The following is a 17,596-nucleotide window of genomic DNA, read 5'->3' on the forward strand; positions in this document are numbered from 1 at the left end:
GCTTTTATATGTCTCCGTTTTGTTTCATTACAATTTTGTCTAACAACTCTATACGCCGGCGAACCGCGCCACATAAAACTTTCCTTCGTTCATCGCTGATATATGCTGATTCCGAGAGAATGTCATTTATCTCTTCACCAATTCCTTTAAGCTTATCCGCATTAACCCAGGAAAAATCCGTTACAAGCTGTATTTGTTCCCCGTGGGTTTTTCTAAAAGGCTTTGATGGAAGGGAAGGGGAAAGAGGTTTTATCAAGCTTTCCTGTGTGTTGTACCACAGAGATGTTCCGCAGTCAAAAACCGGAGCGCAGCCTACCCATTCCAATGTAACAGCGTTCCTTATGAGACCGAAGTTATTGAAATGTCTGTCCTCATTTCCAATAATAAAATCCAGAACAAGCATTTTCTCAATCTGTTTTCGTATATCCTGCACACACAAGCTCTCACACAGTTTTATATAAAACTCGTACTCTGAAAGGTTATTCGGCTTTTTTTCTATTCTCATGATATGGTAAGCCGACACCAATTCAGTCTCAGAATTAATAAAGTCATCGCATACAGAAAACGGTTTGTCATTTTCCCATATAATTTTATACTCCACATGATAAATGCCGAGCCTGTCCGCTATTTTTGACGCGATCGCCTCGCACAGCGGTTCCTGCTGATAGGGATTGCTCCCGCCCTTTATCAAAACACGCTTTCCGTCAGCGATTTTCCATTTTTTAATAAGCTGGCCATCCGATGTATTGTCAGGCGACACAAGGCTCATGCTTTCGGAAACTCCGCCGTATCCAAACAGCAGATTTCCCACATCCTCGGAAAAATTATGCTCAAAAAAGTTAATATCAGACCATGAAAGACTGGAGTCCTTTGGCGACACCCAATACTGATCCGAGAGACTAAGACCGTAACACTTCACAAGCAGTTCCTGCGGCACAGACATATTCAAGGCGTCAAGGGCTTCCCTCAGTCCAGAACGGCTGGCCGGTATAGAGCGTTTCGCCCACCATCGGGCAAGGGAATTTTTATCAGCAGTATTTTTTACCGCCGTGCCAACGGGCAGGTGCTCAGGAGCGTATACCTCATGTATGTTTATTATATTGGAAAGCTCGTCAAGCTCTATTTCAGCCACAGCCTTCTCTCGGTGCATCAAAATATATCTCATAGGACTCACTTCCTCCACAGTTCTGAATTATAAGAATATGTAATCAACAGCATATGGTTTTTCCATTTTTTCTATAACTATTGTATCTATTCTTCCCGCACAAGTCAATTTTAAGACGGGTTATGGAGCATGTTATCAACACTTGTTTCAGCACTTTTGCTTTTGGCTGTCTTATTTCTGTCCTTCTTTTCTTCTTGAACGGCGTCCTTTTCCTCGATAAACTCTCTTACATCTGATGGCACCAGCTTTCTATACAGCCTGTCGGCGGTATCCAGCAGTTCCGCTTCAACAGAGACTTCCTTTTTTCTGGCGTATCTTAACAGCGCGTTATATTTATCCGTATCAAATTTAATCTGTATTACCGACTGCTTCATATCTTTCCCTCCCTGAAAATCAGACCATTTCCGGTCCTGACTGTTCATCCATATCATTATATTCCTCCATTGAAATTTCCTGAAAATCATCTAAATTCGGAACAAAGCCTGAGTAAAAATCATTTGTCTCAGAGTCCTTGCATATCAAAAGTCCTTGTTCCGATGCTTCTTGCTTAATAAAAAGACAATGGATATTCCTTTGAGAATCCACAAACTGAACGTCGCTGTTATCATTAATAAAGCTTGTCTCCTGCTGTATGTTTCTGATAAAAAATCCGTAATCCTTTTTATCAAGTTCTATTACCTTTTCTATCACCACACCGTTTTTTGCCTTGCTTTCCGAACTGTAGCAGCTAACAGCGTCGTCAATATCATTAAAATATTTGTTTAAAGCTATTTCGCCGTATAACTTTCTCTCTACAACATTCACGGAATCATATGCGTGTTCCGGTCTTGCCAGATATAGTTTTATTTTCTCAAGCTCAAAGTCAAAGGACACCTCCCGTATTCTTTCATCTGTCATAAGCAGTTCCTTCACCAGTTTTACCTCATCCTCGTTGAAGCTGATATCAAAGCCAAGCTCCAAGCAGGATATATCGCATCTGGATTTTTGATTGTCAAACTCATTTATAACATCCTCCTTCAGCCAAAGGATCTGTTTTATAAAACGCTCTAATATATCCAGCTCTCTTTGACTGATACTGGGGAAATCCTCCGTAAGATCAATTACTTTTATATTGGAATTTCTTGTCATAGTCATCTCCTCTTACATATCAAGCTCCGGCTCATCTTCATCCGGGCCGGTTATATTGACATAGTCCCCGATGATATTAAGGGCCTCATAATAGCTTTGGGCTTCCTGAGTAATACGGCTTTGCATTTCTTTTGCCTTGTCCGCCATGCCGTTTGCCCTTAATGTTCTTGAGGCTATTCCCATAAGGTTAAATATATTCCCGTCCTGACCAATCAGCTGACAGTCCGGCTTTTGTTCCGTCTGTTCTTCCATACCAAGGTTATTTTCTATGTAGTCGCTCAGCCATGTGCCTCCGAATTGTCCATAGGTTGATATTCTCCACATAGCCAACTTTCCCATATCAATATCCACATTTTTAAAGCCGAATAAAAGGTTTGTTAAACCCTCGTTTTGGAATGCATAGACTTCACTGAAAGAGCTGCCGTTTTTCAAAATATCCGCTTCTGTTAACAGCTCATTTATGCCGTCAACCCATTCTTTCGGATCTCCGCCGCAGCCCTGCAGTATCAGACCTTCTTTATTCTTCATTTGACACAATTCGTTTATGGTTATTTCCTTCACTTTTTTCACCTCGCTTTATAATCTTCCGTATCCGTAAAAATGCTTTATCCAGTATGAATTTCCCAAGTTGGCGTATCCGATTGGGTCTCCACAGTGGAGCATTTGATTATCGCCTACATAAATTCCGATGTGCGTTACCGGATTAGAGCTTTGGTATGTTCCGGTAAAAAACACCAGATCACCAGGCTTCAGTTCTTCTTTTGACACAGGAGTACACTGGTTATATATATCCTGCGCCGTCATTCTTGGCAGATTGTGAACACCGGAATGGGTGTATACCCAGCAGACAAATCCGGAACAATCAAAGCTGGTTTCCGGTGTGCTGCCGCCCCAAACGTAAGGAAACCCTATATATTTAGTGGCTTCCGTCATCAGCTGCGCGAATGTTTCATCGTCAAACGCCTCGCCGGGTATGCCTGTTATTTGTCCCGTTACTGAGTAACCGTATTTAATAAACAAATACAAAGAGCGTATTTCTTCCTTTTCCGTTTCTGTAAAGTCATGGGGGAGATATTCTTCCAGCTCCTCATAAATCTCGTCATCTTCTTTCTCGTCCGCAAAACAATTCACAAAATCTTGATAAAATTCCTCATTGAACTCTGACATATCTTTTGTAAAATAAAGGATATAAAAAAAGGACTTGACTTTTATATGGTCAAATCCTTCTTCGTTATAATCCGCTATGGCGTTATCAATTTCCTCAAAAGCGTCTATCATATCCTCCATATATTCTGTCAGCTCGGCGTCCGCCTCAATGGGTATCGGGCCGCCGTCAAATACTATTTTTGCTGTTTCTCTGCTGTATCCGGCTTCCGCGTTAAATATGGAAAGCACAGCTAAAAACGGAATCAGAATAATAACAACAATACCGACAATTACAGATGCTATGAATGTCTGCACCCGTTTGTCGCTGGCAATATCTATAGCTTTTTTAACCAGTAAGGCGACTGTTGTTGGGCTTGCCAATATACCGCCTCCTTCTCTTTACATATTCATATCAATATCATTTTGATGTTCCATATACTCTTTGATACTTAGCGTTTCTCCCAGATAATTAAAATCGTCTATCGGATAAAAACCTCCGTCATTCAGAGTAAATTCCTCTTTAGAGAGAACAGTTCCCCAATGATTAACCGTTACATACGGCTCAAGGGTTACCGGTTCACTGCTGAAACCTTCTGATTCCCTGATGTCATAACAAAACAGACCTTCTGGTACTGTGGTTCTGTCAAGCCTGCTGTTTGTGAACAGTGTTTCTTTCCCATCAATCTCAACCAATTCAAATGTTTCTTCGTTTGCGTCTAACAGCATTTTTATTCCTCCTTCAGTTTGTTTTTTTACCTTCCTCCGGCGCTGCCGAACAATTCCTCTTTGTATTTTTGCGCTTTCACCACAAGATGATAAACCTCGGAACCGTGACGGAACACGCAGACTCCTTTTTGGGGATAGCTGATAAGGTCAAACAGGCACTCGTCCAGTCTCAGCATTTCCGTATACTCCTTTTTTGATATGCTTCCGGGATAGAACAGAAACTGATGCGCCGGTATAGCGAACAGCGGCTTTGTCATTTCTTTTACATCGGCTCTGTTGAAGTCCTCAATATTCTGGCTGGCTATTATTACGGCGCTGTCCTTTTTTCTTACCCGCTTCATGGCGTTTCGAATATACTCAATGGCTGTCAGGTTTGTTAGGAACAGGTACATTTCATCCAGAAACGCGGCTGTATTTCCCTTTGTCAGCAGCGCGTCCGACATATAGGACAAAACATTAAAGAGCATTGCGTTTTTAATAGATGTGTCAGCTTCCATAATGCCTTTTACTCCAAAGCATATAAATTTATCGCTGGTGATATTGGTATGCCCGTTAAAAAACTTGCTGTCAGCGCCGATACATATGGATTTCAGCTTTAAACACAAATCTCTTACGGTTTCTTTTGTGTAGATATTTCCTTTTTTATCCTCATATCGGTTCAGTTCATTTTCTGCGAAAACATATAAATCCGAAAGTATAGGATAGTTATTATGGGAGAGGGAAGAGAGGACAGTCTTATCCGTGATTCCTTTGCTTTCATACAGCCGTTCCAGAAATATTTCCAGCACGTCTATTTCAGAGCTTGTAAAGTCCTTGTAGGAACGGAAAAAATCCCGCAGAAATGAAAGGTGCCTTGACAGAACAGAGCCGCCGTCATCATCCCATTTCTTCGGTTCCAAAACATTGATTATGTACTCTCCGCTGGTTAAATCAATATAACATCCGTCGAGATTAAGCGTAAGGTCTATGTACTCGGATTCAGGGTCAAGACAGATAACATCCATGCCGCTTTCCCTGATATTGCACAGCAGCAGTTTCATTAAATAGCTTTTTCCCTGACCGCTGTTGCCGAGTATCAGGACATTGGCGTTTGTTTTGTCATCGGTTCTTCTCTGAAAATCAATAAAAAGATTACTGCCGTACTTGTCATGACCTATATAAAACCCCTCCGGATCGGCTTTTCCGGAGTAATTAAAGGGATAAAGATTGGCGGCGCTGGCTGCCGGAAGCACACGCTCAAACTGCTCTCCCAGAACATTATCCCCGCAAGGCTGTGTGCTCTTAAAACCTTCCTTCTGCCTTAAAAACAGCTTATCAACAGATATTTTAGAGCGTGTCAGCTCCGCTTCCACATCCGCCTGCATTTCTTTCAGTTTTTCAAGAGTGGGGGCCGCCGTCTCAATAAAAACAGCGCAGTGTACCAAAGGCTCTCTGTCTCTGTGCATCTGCGCTATCAGGTTCATTACATCGTTTAGGTTTGACTCAGCCACGATTTCCTTTTGAATATCTCCTGAGCCTCGGTTCATTCGGTTACGGCTGGCGGCGTTTGAAATGATTTTTCTTTCCTCCGCCGGTGTAACGTGTCTTGTGTATATCCGCAGCGTTACGCCTGAACGGTCGCCTAAATGTCTTAGGATGGCCTGTTCGTCAGTATCGGTAGGATACTCCCTTATGGCCCATACGCTTCGGTATGTGCTGCCGCATATATAGTAGTCCGGATAAAACTTAAGGACAGACGGGCTGCACATATCCAGAAACTCTTTAATCCTGATCTGTTCCTTTTCCGCGTCTGTCCTTGGCAAGTCAATTTTATTCTTTTTTGTTCTGCTGATTCTCAAATATAATCGTCACTCCTTACAAAACGCTCGCCGTCATAGTTGTCAAAATAAATCTGCGTAATGTTTTGAACATAATAAACAGCGTACAGTCTTTTAATATCATCTTTTGCCGCCAGTCTTGATGTAAAGCCCTCGTCCTTTAACAGCTTTTCCATTCTGCTTATGCCTGTCTGAACGTCGTTGGATTCAAAGTTATAGTTTTTAAACCTCAGTATAAACAAAAACTCCCTTGCGGAAGCCGTTTGTATCTGCACTCTGTCAAGGTGGGCGATATCCTTTTCCAACAGCTCCCGTACTTTCTGGCTGTGTTCCTTTTCCAGCCGTTCCTTATAGAAGTTCTTGTTGCTGTCGAAGTTCTCTCTTGAGTTAATACAGGAAAACTCAATGCAGTCATAACCCTTTATTACGCCGGAAAGGGCTATGATTTTTGTTCTGACAGCCGTTTCGGATAAAACGGCTATGTTGTCCGGCTGTACCAGAAAGTAAACCAGAAAATCGTTTTTGTTTGTCTCAACTCCGTTGGGTTCAATATTGACAGCGCCTATTTCTTCTCTGGTTGATTTTTTTGTTCCTATTTTTATTCTATTCATTTCAAAGCCTCCAATAGAAAACCTGCTGTTCCGTTACAAAAAACCGAAAAGCAAAGCGGATATAGTCCGAAATATTCAGCTCATTGTCAATGCGGATAGTCAAAAAGGCGTATACGCCAACCGCCACGCCTGGAATAATAAAATCAAACACAGCGGTGCAGGCGGCGGACAGCACAGCCCCTATAATTACAATCAGCATATCCCTCAATGTCCAAAGGAACATAGTGCTTTTGCCCTTCAGGTTATCCGGGTAAATATACATAACATCACCTCGGTTCACATATCCATATCAAAGCTTTCATTTTGCGCAGGTTCATTTGAGAACACGGAAATATATCCGCTTATAGTTTCCGCCAATTTTACATAATCGTTAGTGTTCGGACGGCAAGGATACCATTGAGCTTTTCCTTGATAAATCCATATGTACGGCGGCGTTTTGCCTATGCCGGAAGTGTTTATTTCCTTCAAACCAAAAACATCCGCCAAATTTAATTTAACATGGTCAATTTCACCATCCGCTTTATTTATAAGCGTTACTTTCAGCACCTCAAACTGTTCTGACACACCATTTGTTACAAACTCCGCTTTCAAACGAATATCGCTGCTTAATTTTCCATAGCAGCTTCTTCCTATATATCTTAGATTTTGTATTCCTTCAGTTTTACTGAATATTCTCCTGAGTTCGTTTTCAAAAAAGTTCATTTTACCGCCTCCTTTCAAAAAAACATATCCATATCCTGACTGCCGACGTCATTTTCAGGGTCCTCATATAAATCTCCCTCGTCCTCAGCCAAACCGCTTTTTATTTCATTTTCCAACATGTTGCTGCGTCCTATCATATTCATTATGTTTTCGCTGCTTCCCCTATACACAACAAGCCCGTTTTCAGTAAATAGATGGCATTTCTCAGAAAGACAATGTCTCGCGTATGCGTCAAGACGGATAAACGCCTTTATATCATCCGGAAAATGATATTCGGGACTGTCCAATATGTTTAGCGCGTATTCCCTGTAATCAGTTACTCCTTCATAAAGTTTAAACTCATCAGCCCCATTTAAAATAAGCGTCAGTTCCTCAGTATTTTGAGGGTTACATATATCCAAAACCGTTTCTATGGTTTTATGCCTGCTTAGCATTCCCATATCAGGCATAGTCTCAATGGCTTTGGAATAAAGGTTCATAGTGTACAGCTTTTCCTTTATGGACATGGAAAGTTCTTCAGTAATTCTCTGAATTTTGTTATATATATGTTCTTCACCACAGTTGTCTATTGATATTTGCGGTCTTGTGATTTTATCCAAACCCATATGGTAAAGGGCTTTATCAATAGTTATGTTATCGCAGGGAATTTCAATAAACTCCATTTTCAGCTGTCCATTCTCATTGGTTCCTTCCAAAAGCAGCGCCGAGCTTTTTCCATAGTAATACGGAGGAAAATGAAGACCGTCATATAGCTTTTGGGCTTCTTCTTTAAATTTGAATATTATGCCGTATTCCCCAACATACCCTTTTTTACGGGAATTAAAAAACTCGTTTATTTTCTCTGTCCCCGCTGTGTCAAGCTCTGATACCGGCATTGAGCCATATTTTTTAAAAAGAAAAACTCTGTTTAATTTTTTTGTGTCCTTATCGTTTAAGTCAATCAAAAAGTAATTGTCAATTTGAAAACTGAGGTTTATTAAATCCTCAACCGTGTCAGGTTTTTCCATTTCCGCCGCTGTGTAAAATGTTTCCGCCTCGTAAAAGTCAAAGCCGTCTATCCTTTTTGCCAGATAATTCAGCTCGTCTATATTTACTTCCATGCCTTCTATAAACGGGAATTTACGGCATTGCAGGACAACGCAGTTTTTATCAGCGCTTATTTCCGGTATATAAAGTTTTTCCGCAAACTCAGATATCTTGCTATCTCTTTCCGGCAGACTTATTGTTATTTCGGTTGTGTCTCTTATGGTTTTATTGGCCAATGTAACTTTCATAACCGCGCCTCCTTTCCGCTATTTGTTTACAACTCTGCTTACGTTTCGCGCCATGTTAATAATCGATTGAGTGGAGTAAAGAGTGCTCATGATATTAAATCTTGTGCTTGTGTCAAGGCCAAAGTTCTGCGCTATTCTTGGCACCTCAGTTGACGACAGCATAAGACCAATACCCAGAAGCATATTTGTGTTGTATGTAACAAGTCCGGCTATCAGCACAATGGTTTGAAGGAAAGCCGTTAAGCACAAGGCGATCACCTGCTTGCACCATGAAACAAAGCCGTCCATATAGCCCCTTGGAACACTGAACATGTATAAGCTGCCCACTGCCATCATAACAAGCAGTATGCCGCCTCGCTTCAGGTTAGCGAAAAACACTTTTATAACCGCATAGCCTATAAGTATGATAAACACGATAGTCACTAAAATATTTGAGCCAGGTGTCGCAAGACTCCCAAAAATCATATTTGTCATATTTCCAATTTTATCTGGCGAGTCTGTCATTCCGGCTATGGCTTCTATCAGATTATCTGACAGGTTGATGCAAAACACATATAAATCTACCGGAACAATGGTAAAAAGGCTGGCGGCGAAAAAACCTTTTATGGCGTTTAAACCTACGTCCTGAAAGCCGCCTTTCCCTCTTTGTGCCTCGATTGCCATATCAAACACAGCCACTACCAGTCCCACACCGTACAGCGCCCAGGCGAAGTAATTAAAAAAGAGCAGAATCCCTTTGATCCACTCCAGTTCAAAGAGTTCCGCTCCCATCATATTTATCATACTGAAAAAGTCGCCGAAGAAAGATATCAGCTTGCCGTATATCCAGTCGCAGAATTGGTCAAGCACTCCGTCAACGGCTAAATCCAAGCCAAACAACCTCATCACCTCTGTTTGAATTTATATAGAAAAATTTTAAAACTACACTTTTTATTTTTCAGCTCCTTTTGTTTTATCTTTTCCTCAATACGTATATTTGCGTATTTCATAAAAAGGACACGGGATACATCCAGAAAGCCTCCGTGTCCTTTTAAGTTGTCATTCGTTTGCATAAGTGCAAAGAGAAAGACGGCTTTTTTCTTTTGCTGCGGGCGGGTAGTCTCAATGCTTTTTACTTTTCGTGGGTGATACTACCAGAAATAATATACCTGTAAGCAATAAGACGCATTGAGTAATAACGGTTCCTATGGATAAAGAGAATGCAGGATCCAATATGTTAAGGGTAAGGGGACGCTCCACAAATACATTTCCATTCAGCAGCCCCAGAAACTCCGGAAGCGGCAGCGTCATCAGCAAAATCGGAACTAACATCCACACAAAGAGCAGCCAAGCACTCAGACGACCTAGACGCCAGCCGCTGCCTAAAGCGAAAATCAAAGGTGGAACCAGTGTAAGGAATGTCGGCAAAAGCAAAGAACTCCAGTCATACCAATGAAACATCTGTCCATAAAACACTATCGCCAGCAGAATGACCACTAAAGCAAGCAGTGCGGTTCCCGTTAGGGCAGCACAGCATCGTACCAGCCCATAAATAGATGGCTTCACTGGCGTTGCGGAGGTTATAACCTTTCTTCGCCGCTCGGCTTTGGAAGTAAAAAATGTCAGGAAAAATAATGCGCCAATCCACAGCAAAGGAATCATTCGGCTTAGATAATCTCCATAGCTCCAAGGGGAAAATGGCGCGGTATGAGATACTCCCAAAATCGTTACACGATTCAGTACCTGCCAGCCATAGAACAGAATCACCAATATCAGCCCAATAAAAAATTTGTTGCAAAGCAGCCGTTTACACTCATATCCGAATATTTTACGCAAGGTTCAGATCCTCCTCAGTCAGCCCGCAGGCATTCAAAAATTCCTGATAGGTCAGATAGGGATATATGGGGTCTAATTCCCGATTAAACAGTCCGTTTAAAATCTGATCCATAGCCTCCTCACCACCTACCAGAGCCTCGGCCTTTAATATTTTCAGCGGCATTTCACAATATTGCCGCACATAGGTCAGATTATCCGTAATCTCCAGTTGCTTGTCCACCGGCAAAGCATCCAAATAGTCCGGATTTCGCACATAGAAGTCCAGGTAATAGTCATCTACTGCCTTCTGCCATTGAGCTACATAGTACTCCTGGGCGTAATCTTCACCGTAGAGTTCTTTGACAATACGGTAGGTCGTATAAACTGTCAGCCCTTCGGCAGACCAAAGGCTGCTGGAATCGGATACATCAAACATATTACCAAGTCCCCACCATTGATGCACCAACTCATGGATCATAACCTCTCCGGTCCCCGCACCTTTATCAGCATTAGAAAGATTTTCAGAGGTGAAGTCGGCCTCATCCAGTAAGCTGGCCCCGCCTGCGGCATAGCCGCCGCCGGAAACCCGGCTCTGAATAAGTTTGAGCTTATTATCAGCTCCAAATGATAGATAACCATAGTGTTCAACGCAGTAGTCCACCACTGACTTGATGGCTTCCACTGCCCCTGCTGCCTCCATAACAGCCTGATGCTTACGGCCATAGTAGAACTCAATAGTAAACCCGTCAACTACAACATCTTCTCGGATATAATTCCCCGCATAGACAATGCCGCCGGTGCTGTTTCCCTCGTAACGCCAAGTTTTGGTTCCGTTCTCATGTTCAGCGACAACCTGAGCATTACTGCTTCCAAAAGGAATCACAGTCATGAAAGATGGCAAAGTAATCTCAATTGTAGTCGGGTACATATTTTCGTCAGGCAGAACATTCATCAAGCGGGGAGAAAGCGTTGCATTTTCCAGGCACAGATATTCCTCACTGATTTCTGTACTGCCCTGCATGGTGGACATATTTGCGCTCTCCTGAGGAAAACCGCCATATTCCATTGTCAGCTCCACATGTTTGTCAGCAGGGATTGTAACCTCCAGCATGGCCTCGTTATATTCCTGATAGTCGCTCACTGAGAACGGTACATCTAAACCATTCGCTTGAACATTGGAGATGGTATAACCGGGATTGATACCAAACGCTACCCCCTGTTCCTGACCAGAACTGTTTTGAAATTGATAGGCTGCATAGCCGGACAGTATTCCGGAATTGACATCTGGGAATACCTCAGCGGTGCGTCCGGTACAAACTACCTCCTCCGCATAGGGTACTTCATAGAACAACATTGCCGTCTCATCCGGATTGCTGTTATCTACCATAGGCTGGGCGGCATAGGCAATTCCGGAAAAAGCCAGTAAAATCAGCGCAACGGCCGGGCGGTAAGCCCGTCGTACGCTCCATATCAAAGAACCTAAGAGTCCTTTCCCATACTGTCGTACACAAAGCCAAGAAATTGTCCACACACCGGAGAGTGCCACGAGCCACGTCAGGCGCATATATCCCACTGAACGAAAAATTCGGAAGTTGGAAAAGTCGTCAGACAGCGCCCACACACAAGGGTTGAGCCAGCATAACTGCCAGTTATCAGCCCATACGGTTAAACTAAGAGCGGCAAAGGCGGCAAATAGTACCAAGGACAGATCTACCCGACGGGTAAACTGATACGCAGCGGCGGCAGCCAGAATCCCAAGCGGCATGGCAAGTCCCATCAGAATCAAATATGCCAACACATAATCTACGATGCCGAATACTGCGCCAATCAGCCATTTGCTGATTGGCAGCCAAACCATCATAGTAAGTCCCAGGGTTATCAGAGCGCCAACCATCATGACTAACAGACGCACCAGCGCCATACAAAGCGGAGAAACTGTTGAATCTATTAAAACATCTACACGGCTTCGAACAGCTCGGTCTAATTCAAAGACAGTCAGCGTCCCAAACAGAACGCTGCCTGCAATACCTCCGGCAATGGCCGGATTTGCAAGATACATGGAAAGCATCGTGCTGGCAGCAGCCGGTTTATAGAAGATCAAACCAATCACAGGTGAGAGCACCGACAACCCTATCATCAGCCAAGTAAAACGACTTTGCAGGAGCCTGCACAATTCCAAAGGAAATAAACGGATTGTTTTCATTGTGCAGCCTCCCTGGAAATCAGATAAAGATAAGCATCCTCCAGAGAAGGTTCCACTGCCTTGACATAGGTGGGGAGCTTATCCGCTACTGCGCGGCATCGGATGCCCTGGCTTGTATTTATCCGTGCTGTGATATGCAGTCCCTGCTCCATGATGGAATCTTTTTCCCAAAAAGCACCCACATGACCAACAGCGGTTTGAATCAATTCTTCCGGCGTTCCGGTAAACAATACCCTGCCGTGGTTAATCACAACAATTTGATCGCATATCGATTGAACATCTTCAATGATATGGGTAGAGAGCAGCACCAGTCTATCCTGGGCAGTGCGCGAGAATAGGTTGCGGAAATGGATGCGTTCCTCCGGGTCTAATCCCACCGTAGGCTCATCGAAAATGAGGAACGTGGGATTCCCCAGCAGCGCCTGGGCAATTCCCACTCGTTGTCGTTGGCCGCCGGACAGTGTGCGGATTTTCGATTTGGTTTTCTCCTCCAAGTTGACAGCTCGAATGACTTCTTGAATTGTCCCTTTGGGATTATGCAGCCCTTTTAGAGCAGCCATGTAGTCCAAAAACTGCACCACAGTTAACTCGTCAAAAAGACCGAAGTCCTGCGGAAGATAGCCCAATTTTGATTTTAGCAGACGTTCTGTTTTAGCAAGGGGCTGCCCGTCTACCAAGATCGAGCCGCTTGTAGGCATAAGAGCAGCCACCAGCAGTTTCATCAATGTAGACTTGCCCGCTCCGTTGGGCCCAAGCAGACCAATCAGACTTGGAGCCTTTAATGAGAGATTCAAATGCTGCAAGACCTGCTTCCCGTTAGGATAGGTCATGCTCAGATCTCTAAGTTCAATTTGCATAGGTTAATCTCCTCTCTTTTGAATTTTAGCCATAGAATACCGAGCTTATATGGAGAGGATATGGAGCCAATATGTGTTTTATATGAAGAAAGCGTGCGCCTGATTTTATCAAGTGCACGCTTTCCCTTACAGGATGTTATTGTGGATTTTTGAAGCAAACAGTTGCCAAAACACCTTCAGCGGTATTATCTATCCAGCATTTCGCTCTATGACGGTCCAGAATAATCCGCACCAAGTAAAGCCCAAGGCCGCTGCCGCCTGTACGGCGGTTACGGGATTGTTCTTCGCGGTAAAATGCCTCAAATAAATGTGGTAAAGCTGCCGTTCCAATATGGACGCCCGTATTTTCGATTGTCAATGTAGGGCTATTTTCTTTCAAACCTGTCCATATGCGAATTTCCTCACCATCAGGGGAATAAAGCGCTGCGTTGGAAAGCAGGTTTCCAATGACCTTTGCCAGCATAGATGGATCTCCATATACAATCAAGTCGGGGCATAGATCGGCAGTTACATTTAAGTGTCGTTGCTGAATTAGATCAGCATCTAATTTCAACTGTTGCCCTACCATTTCAGAAACATCTATTTTCTCTTGAATACAAGAAATATCCTGCGCCTCCATACGGGAAATGGTCAGAATTTCTTGAATCAGTTTTTCCATACGAGCAGTTACCTGGAGGGAACGGGCAAGGTATTTTTCTCTGTCCCGATAGACGTCCACGCCATCCAACATACCGGAAAGTTGGCCTCTCAAAATGGTTACAGGTGTTTTCAGCTCATGAGATGCCGCAGAGAAAAACGCCATCCGCTGACGATCTAATTCCCGTTCCTGTTCCATTTCCCCTCGTAGTGCCTCATTCGAGGCTTTAAGTTCGCGCAAGGCATTTGAAAGTTTTTGCGCCATCTGATTTAGACTCCGCCCCAAATGACCGATTTCATCTTGACGGGTTTCCTCACAAGTCCAACTGAAATCCAAGTCAGCCATTTTCCCTGCTATTCCACTTAGCCGGACAATGGGACGGGTAATGTATCTTGAATAAACCAGAGCCCCCAACAAAGAGAAAATCAGCAAAGTCAGCAATAGCCACGGAGCCATTTGAATCAGAGCTTTTACAGCCAAATTCTCTGCCTGCAGCCGAGGTGTAACATAAAGCGTATAAACACCTAAACGATCAGAAAAATGCACATCAGCTACGATAGTGGCTTGATCAGACATGGTAACTGACACAGACTCATCCGTATCTAACACGTCAGTTGCGTAAGTAACAGCAGAACTGTCCTCCGCTGCTGAAACAGTACCAGTATCCTCATATACGGATTGAATTGCAAACTGAGAGCCGGTATTGATAATTTGCTCATCTGGTCCTACCAACATAGCATCCGCCCCAGAATCACGGAGAAAGGCATCCAGAATCGGGCCGCAATCCTCCAGAGTGGTATCTTCCAACTTTTCTACCAATGTATTTACCTGTCCGGTCAGATCATCATTGAGAACAGCGGTATATGTACTTGGGGTGGCCCAAGCAATCAGACCGAAAGTGATGGTTCCAGCCCCCAGTAAAACGAGAGCAGTGATTAAAAAAATATGAGTAGTCAAACTTTCATGGATTTTCTTTCGCAGCACGATACCCCACTCCCCTTACAGTTTCGATGTATTCTGTACCCAATTTGCGCCGCAAATTTTTAATGTGACTATCCACCACACGCTCGTCTCCAAAAAAATCGTAACCCCACAATTTTGCAAGAAGGACTTCACGGGTGAACACACGTCCGGGGCTGGAAATCAAAGTTTGGAGCAATTCAAACTCCCGCGTGGTTAAATCCAGCGAACGTCCCGCCAAAACAGCCTCCATTCCATCCAAGTCTAATGTCAGATCTCGGTAGCGCAGACATCGATTTTCTTCTTTTTCTGCTGAAGTACGGCGCAGAATCGCCCGAATTTTTTGCAGTAAAATAGGCATTGAGAAGGGCTTAGTTACATAGTCGTCAATTTCCATTCGAAATCCACGAAGTTGTTCTTGTTCCCCATCTAGGGCGGTAAGCATTAAAATCGGCACATTAGACTCTCGGCGAATAAATTCACATACACCAAATCCATCAATTTTAGGTAACATTAAGTCCAAAAGAATTAAGTCAAATTTATCCTTTTGAAATTTTGCCAGAGCTTCCACGCCATCTCCTGCGATAGTTGTTTCATATCCCGCGTCATGAAGATATGCTTCTAAAAGTTCTTGAATATCCGGCTCGTCTTCCACAATCAACAATTTTTTCAAATTAAACACCTCTTTCGGAAAGTGTAACATAGGTTTATGAATTTATTATGGAGATTTTCTTATTTTATGCGAAGTTATACAGCCGGTTACATAAAATAATACTCGTTCAAATAATAACACATGAAATCTAAAATTACATCCGGTAATATGTTGATGCAAAACACATACGAATCCACCGGAACAATGGTGAAAAGGCTGGCGGCAAAAAAGCCTTTTATGGCGTTTAAACCTACGTCCTGAAAGCCGTCTTTCCCTCTTTGAGCCTCGATTGCCATATCAAACACAGCCCCACTACCAGTTCCACACCGTATAGTGCTCAGGTGAAGTAATTAAAAAAGAGAAGAATCCCCCTTGATCCACTCCAGTTCAAAGAGTTCCGCTCCCATCATATTTATCATACTGAAAAAGTCGCCGAAGAAAGATATCAGCTTGCTGTATATCTAGTCGCAAAACTTATCAAGCACTCCGTCAACGGCTAAGTCTATGCCAAACATAAATTTTCATCACCTTTTTCTGTTTCATTTACATGGATCAGATTGCTAAATAATTCCATAACGATTCTTCTTTTTTCCATGAAAAAAGCCCTTATTTCTAAAATAAAGGCTTTTCTCTTTTATTATTTATCTTCATTATTTTTATTTAATATATTGATGATTTCCAAACAATACTCTTTCAGTTTCGGCACATCATTTTCAATGGTTTCCCATAATATTTCCGCATCAATGCTGCCGTAATTATGCGCCACAATGTTTCTCATAGCTTTAATTTGGTTCCAAGGCATCCCTGTATAAGTTTGCTTAAAATCATCTGTCAGCTTTGTTGTCAATTCGCCTATCTGAAGCACGCAAAGAGCAACTGCGTTTTGATAGACATAGTCTTTGGAAAACACTTCAAAATCTTTTTGGAAACGCAGAACGGTTTCTTCAATCTGTCGACAGTACTTCACCATGTGTTTCAGCACTTCCGCATTTCTGTCAGCCCGCATAAAGCAGCACCTCGTCTTCCTTAATCTCATCAAGGAATTCCTGTTCCAGACTGCCGGTTGTCACAACATCCACATCTTTTTGCAGGGCTTCCGATATTTCGGAATAAAATCCTCCAAGAGCAAATAAACCTTTCAGACTGCCTTTTTCAATACGAAGATCTATGTCGCTGTTTTCATTGCCGTCTCCACGCGCCATGGAACCAAAGAGATATACTTTTTTGATCCCATATTTTTTTGCAATGGGAATAATAATGGCTTTCAATTCCTCTACGGTATAAACTTTTGACATATTCCTCACTTCCTTATGTTTAAAATATCTTTTATCAATGTGTTTTTATGATATTCTTCCGCCAATTCGCGAATAACACTTTCAGGTCATTTCCGATAGAAAAGCGGATTTTGTCTTTATCTTCTTTTAAGAGGCGTTTATTTCATTGCTATAGACGCATTTGCTTGATGGTTCATTAGATGTCTTTCGTTTTAACTTTACACTTCTTATTTTCTTCTATTATTATGGATATTATACCATTTTTATAGACTTATCTCAATGAAATTTTCTTGTCTTAAATCCCGATAATATCCCAGATATAGAGCGGCGCTGTTAGGGCAAACACCAGTCCGAAGAACAGTATAGCCGCCGGAGTAAACTCAAACTCTCCATGCTTTTTGTACTCGAAATAGCTCATAGCCAGCTTTACAAAAAGCAGAACAGCCAATACACAATCCACAACTGGGAACACCACGTTGTTGACTACATCTTTGATCTGTGTAGCGGCTGTTTGCCATGTCTGCTCAATAGCGCCGGATACTTCTCCGGCAGCAAATACTGTGGGAGAAAAAAGCGCTAAAAAAATCAATACACACGAAAAAATAATAAGCGTCTTTTCTATCTTTTTTTCCATAGATTATTCCTCCTGT

20 protein-coding genes and 1 pseudogene are annotated in these 17,596 nt (G+C 42.7%); all 21 read right to left on the bottom strand.

What is annotated here, in order from left to right; genetic code table 11:
- Positions 1-4 precede the first annotated feature (4 nt).
- The 21 genes and pseudogenes from BUB35_RS01730 to BUB35_RS01830 all read right to left on the bottom strand — a co-directional run bounded on the left by BUB35_RS01730 (position 5) and on the right by BUB35_RS01830 (position 17,580).
- A complete protein-coding gene (locus BUB35_RS01730; RefSeq protein ID WP_072848440.1) occupies positions 5-1,165 on the bottom strand; it encodes a HipA domain-containing protein in 1,161 nt (386 codons plus the stop codon).
- A 110-nt stretch (positions 1,166-1,275) separates the two neighbouring features.
- Complete coding sequence (locus BUB35_RS01735) at positions 1,276-1,539, bottom strand: DUF6103 family protein (protein ID WP_072848537.1); 264 nt, start codon at positions 1,537-1,539, stop codon at positions 1,276-1,278.
- Between the two features lie 19 nt (positions 1,540-1,558).
- The gene (locus BUB35_RS01740; protein ID WP_072848442.1) at positions 1,559-2,293 is read right to left on the bottom strand and encodes a hypothetical protein; all 735 of its coding nucleotides are present in this window, start codon (positions 2,291-2,293) and stop codon (positions 1,559-1,561) included.
- A gap of 12 nt (positions 2,294-2,305) precedes the next feature.
- Positions 2,306-2,821, bottom strand: coding sequence for a hypothetical protein (locus BUB35_RS01745; RefSeq protein WP_072848444.1), 516 nt, complete (start codon positions 2,819-2,821; stop codon positions 2,306-2,308).
- Positions 2,822-2,869: 48 nt separating this feature from the next.
- Positions 2,870-3,820: a C40 family peptidase gene (locus BUB35_RS20320; protein ID WP_072848446.1), complete on the bottom strand. Its 951-nt coding sequence runs from the start codon at positions 3,818-3,820 to the stop codon at positions 2,870-2,872.
- An 18-nt stretch (positions 3,821-3,838) separates the two neighbouring features.
- Complete coding sequence (locus tag BUB35_RS01755; protein ID WP_072848448.1) at positions 3,839-4,165, bottom strand: LPD28 domain-containing protein; 327 nt, start codon at positions 4,163-4,165, stop codon at positions 3,839-3,841.
- A 26-nt stretch (positions 4,166-4,191) separates the two neighbouring features.
- On the bottom strand, positions 4,192-6,003 hold the full coding sequence (locus BUB35_RS01760) for a VirB4 family type IV secretion system protein (protein ID WP_072848451.1): 1,812 nt from the start codon (positions 6,001-6,003) through the stop codon (positions 4,192-4,194).
- Positions 6,000-6,593 (bottom strand): hypothetical protein, encoded by a 594-nt coding sequence (locus BUB35_RS01765; protein ID WP_084730509.1) that lies wholly within the window; start codon positions 6,591-6,593, stop codon positions 6,000-6,002. Before BUB35_RS01765 ends, BUB35_RS01760 begins: the two co-directional genes overlap by 4 nt.
- A gap of 1 nt (position 6,594) precedes the next feature.
- Positions 6,595-6,855, bottom strand: coding sequence for a hypothetical protein (locus tag BUB35_RS01770; RefSeq protein WP_072848467.1), 261 nt, complete (start codon positions 6,853-6,855; stop codon positions 6,595-6,597).
- Between the two features lie 14 nt (positions 6,856-6,869).
- Positions 6,870-7,295 (bottom strand): hypothetical protein, encoded by a 426-nt coding sequence (locus BUB35_RS01775; protein WP_072848469.1) that lies wholly within the window; start codon positions 7,293-7,295, stop codon positions 6,870-6,872.
- Between the two features lie 14 nt (positions 7,296-7,309).
- On the bottom strand, positions 7,310-8,569 hold the full coding sequence (locus BUB35_RS01780; RefSeq protein WP_072848471.1) for a hypothetical protein: 1,260 nt from the start codon (positions 8,567-8,569) through the stop codon (positions 7,310-7,312).
- Between the two features lie 18 nt (positions 8,570-8,587).
- A complete protein-coding gene (locus BUB35_RS01785; RefSeq protein ID WP_200777559.1) occupies positions 8,588-9,448 on the bottom strand; it encodes a conjugal transfer protein TrbL family protein in 861 nt (286 codons plus the stop codon).
- Between the two features lie 222 nt (positions 9,449-9,670).
- Positions 9,671-10,384: a hypothetical protein gene (locus tag BUB35_RS01790; RefSeq protein WP_072848475.1), complete on the bottom strand. Its 714-nt coding sequence runs from the start codon at positions 10,382-10,384 to the stop codon at positions 9,671-9,673.
- Positions 10,377-12,473: a M1 family aminopeptidase gene (locus tag BUB35_RS01795; RefSeq protein ID WP_242949173.1), complete on the bottom strand. Its 2,097-nt coding sequence runs from the start codon at positions 12,471-12,473 to the stop codon at positions 10,377-10,379. The genes BUB35_RS01790 and BUB35_RS01795 overlap by 8 nt, the downstream gene beginning before the upstream one ends.
- Before the next feature lie 89 nt (positions 12,474-12,562).
- Positions 12,563-13,423, bottom strand: coding sequence for an ATP-binding cassette domain-containing protein (locus BUB35_RS01800; protein ID WP_072848479.1), 861 nt, complete (start codon positions 13,421-13,423; stop codon positions 12,563-12,565).
- A 136-nt stretch (positions 13,424-13,559) separates the two neighbouring features.
- Positions 13,560-15,044 (bottom strand): sensor histidine kinase, encoded by a 1,485-nt coding sequence (locus tag BUB35_RS01805; RefSeq protein WP_072848482.1) that lies wholly within the window; start codon positions 15,042-15,044, stop codon positions 13,560-13,562.
- Positions 15,022-15,693, bottom strand: a complete 672-nt coding sequence (locus BUB35_RS01810) for a response regulator transcription factor (protein ID WP_084730510.1) — start codon at positions 15,691-15,693, stop codon at positions 15,022-15,024. The genes BUB35_RS01805 and BUB35_RS01810 overlap by 23 nt, the downstream gene beginning before the upstream one ends.
- 86 nt (positions 15,694-15,779) lie before the next feature.
- Positions 15,780-16,133, bottom strand: a pseudogene (locus BUB35_RS01815) (conjugal transfer protein TrbL family protein).
- 176 nt (positions 16,134-16,309) lie between these two features.
- Complete coding sequence (locus tag BUB35_RS01820) at positions 16,310-16,678, bottom strand: HepT-like ribonuclease domain-containing protein (RefSeq protein WP_072848486.1); 369 nt, start codon at positions 16,676-16,678, stop codon at positions 16,310-16,312.
- Positions 16,668-16,967 carry a nucleotidyltransferase family protein gene (locus tag BUB35_RS01825; protein ID WP_072848488.1) on the bottom strand — a complete coding sequence of 100 codons (300 nt, stop codon included), beginning with the start codon at positions 16,965-16,967 and terminating at the stop codon, positions 16,668-16,670. The genes BUB35_RS01820 and BUB35_RS01825 overlap by 11 nt, the downstream gene beginning before the upstream one ends.
- 274 nt (positions 16,968-17,241) lie before the next feature.
- On the bottom strand, positions 17,242-17,580 hold the full coding sequence (locus BUB35_RS01830) for a DUF3852 domain-containing protein (protein WP_072848490.1): 339 nt from the start codon (positions 17,578-17,580) through the stop codon (positions 17,242-17,244).
- Positions 17,581-17,596: the final 16 nt, after the last annotated feature.

Source organism: Anaerotignum lactatifermentans DSM 14214 (assembly GCF_900142265.1).
GTDB lineage: Bacteria > Bacillota > Clostridia > Lachnospirales > Anaerotignaceae > Anaerotignum > Anaerotignum lactatifermentans.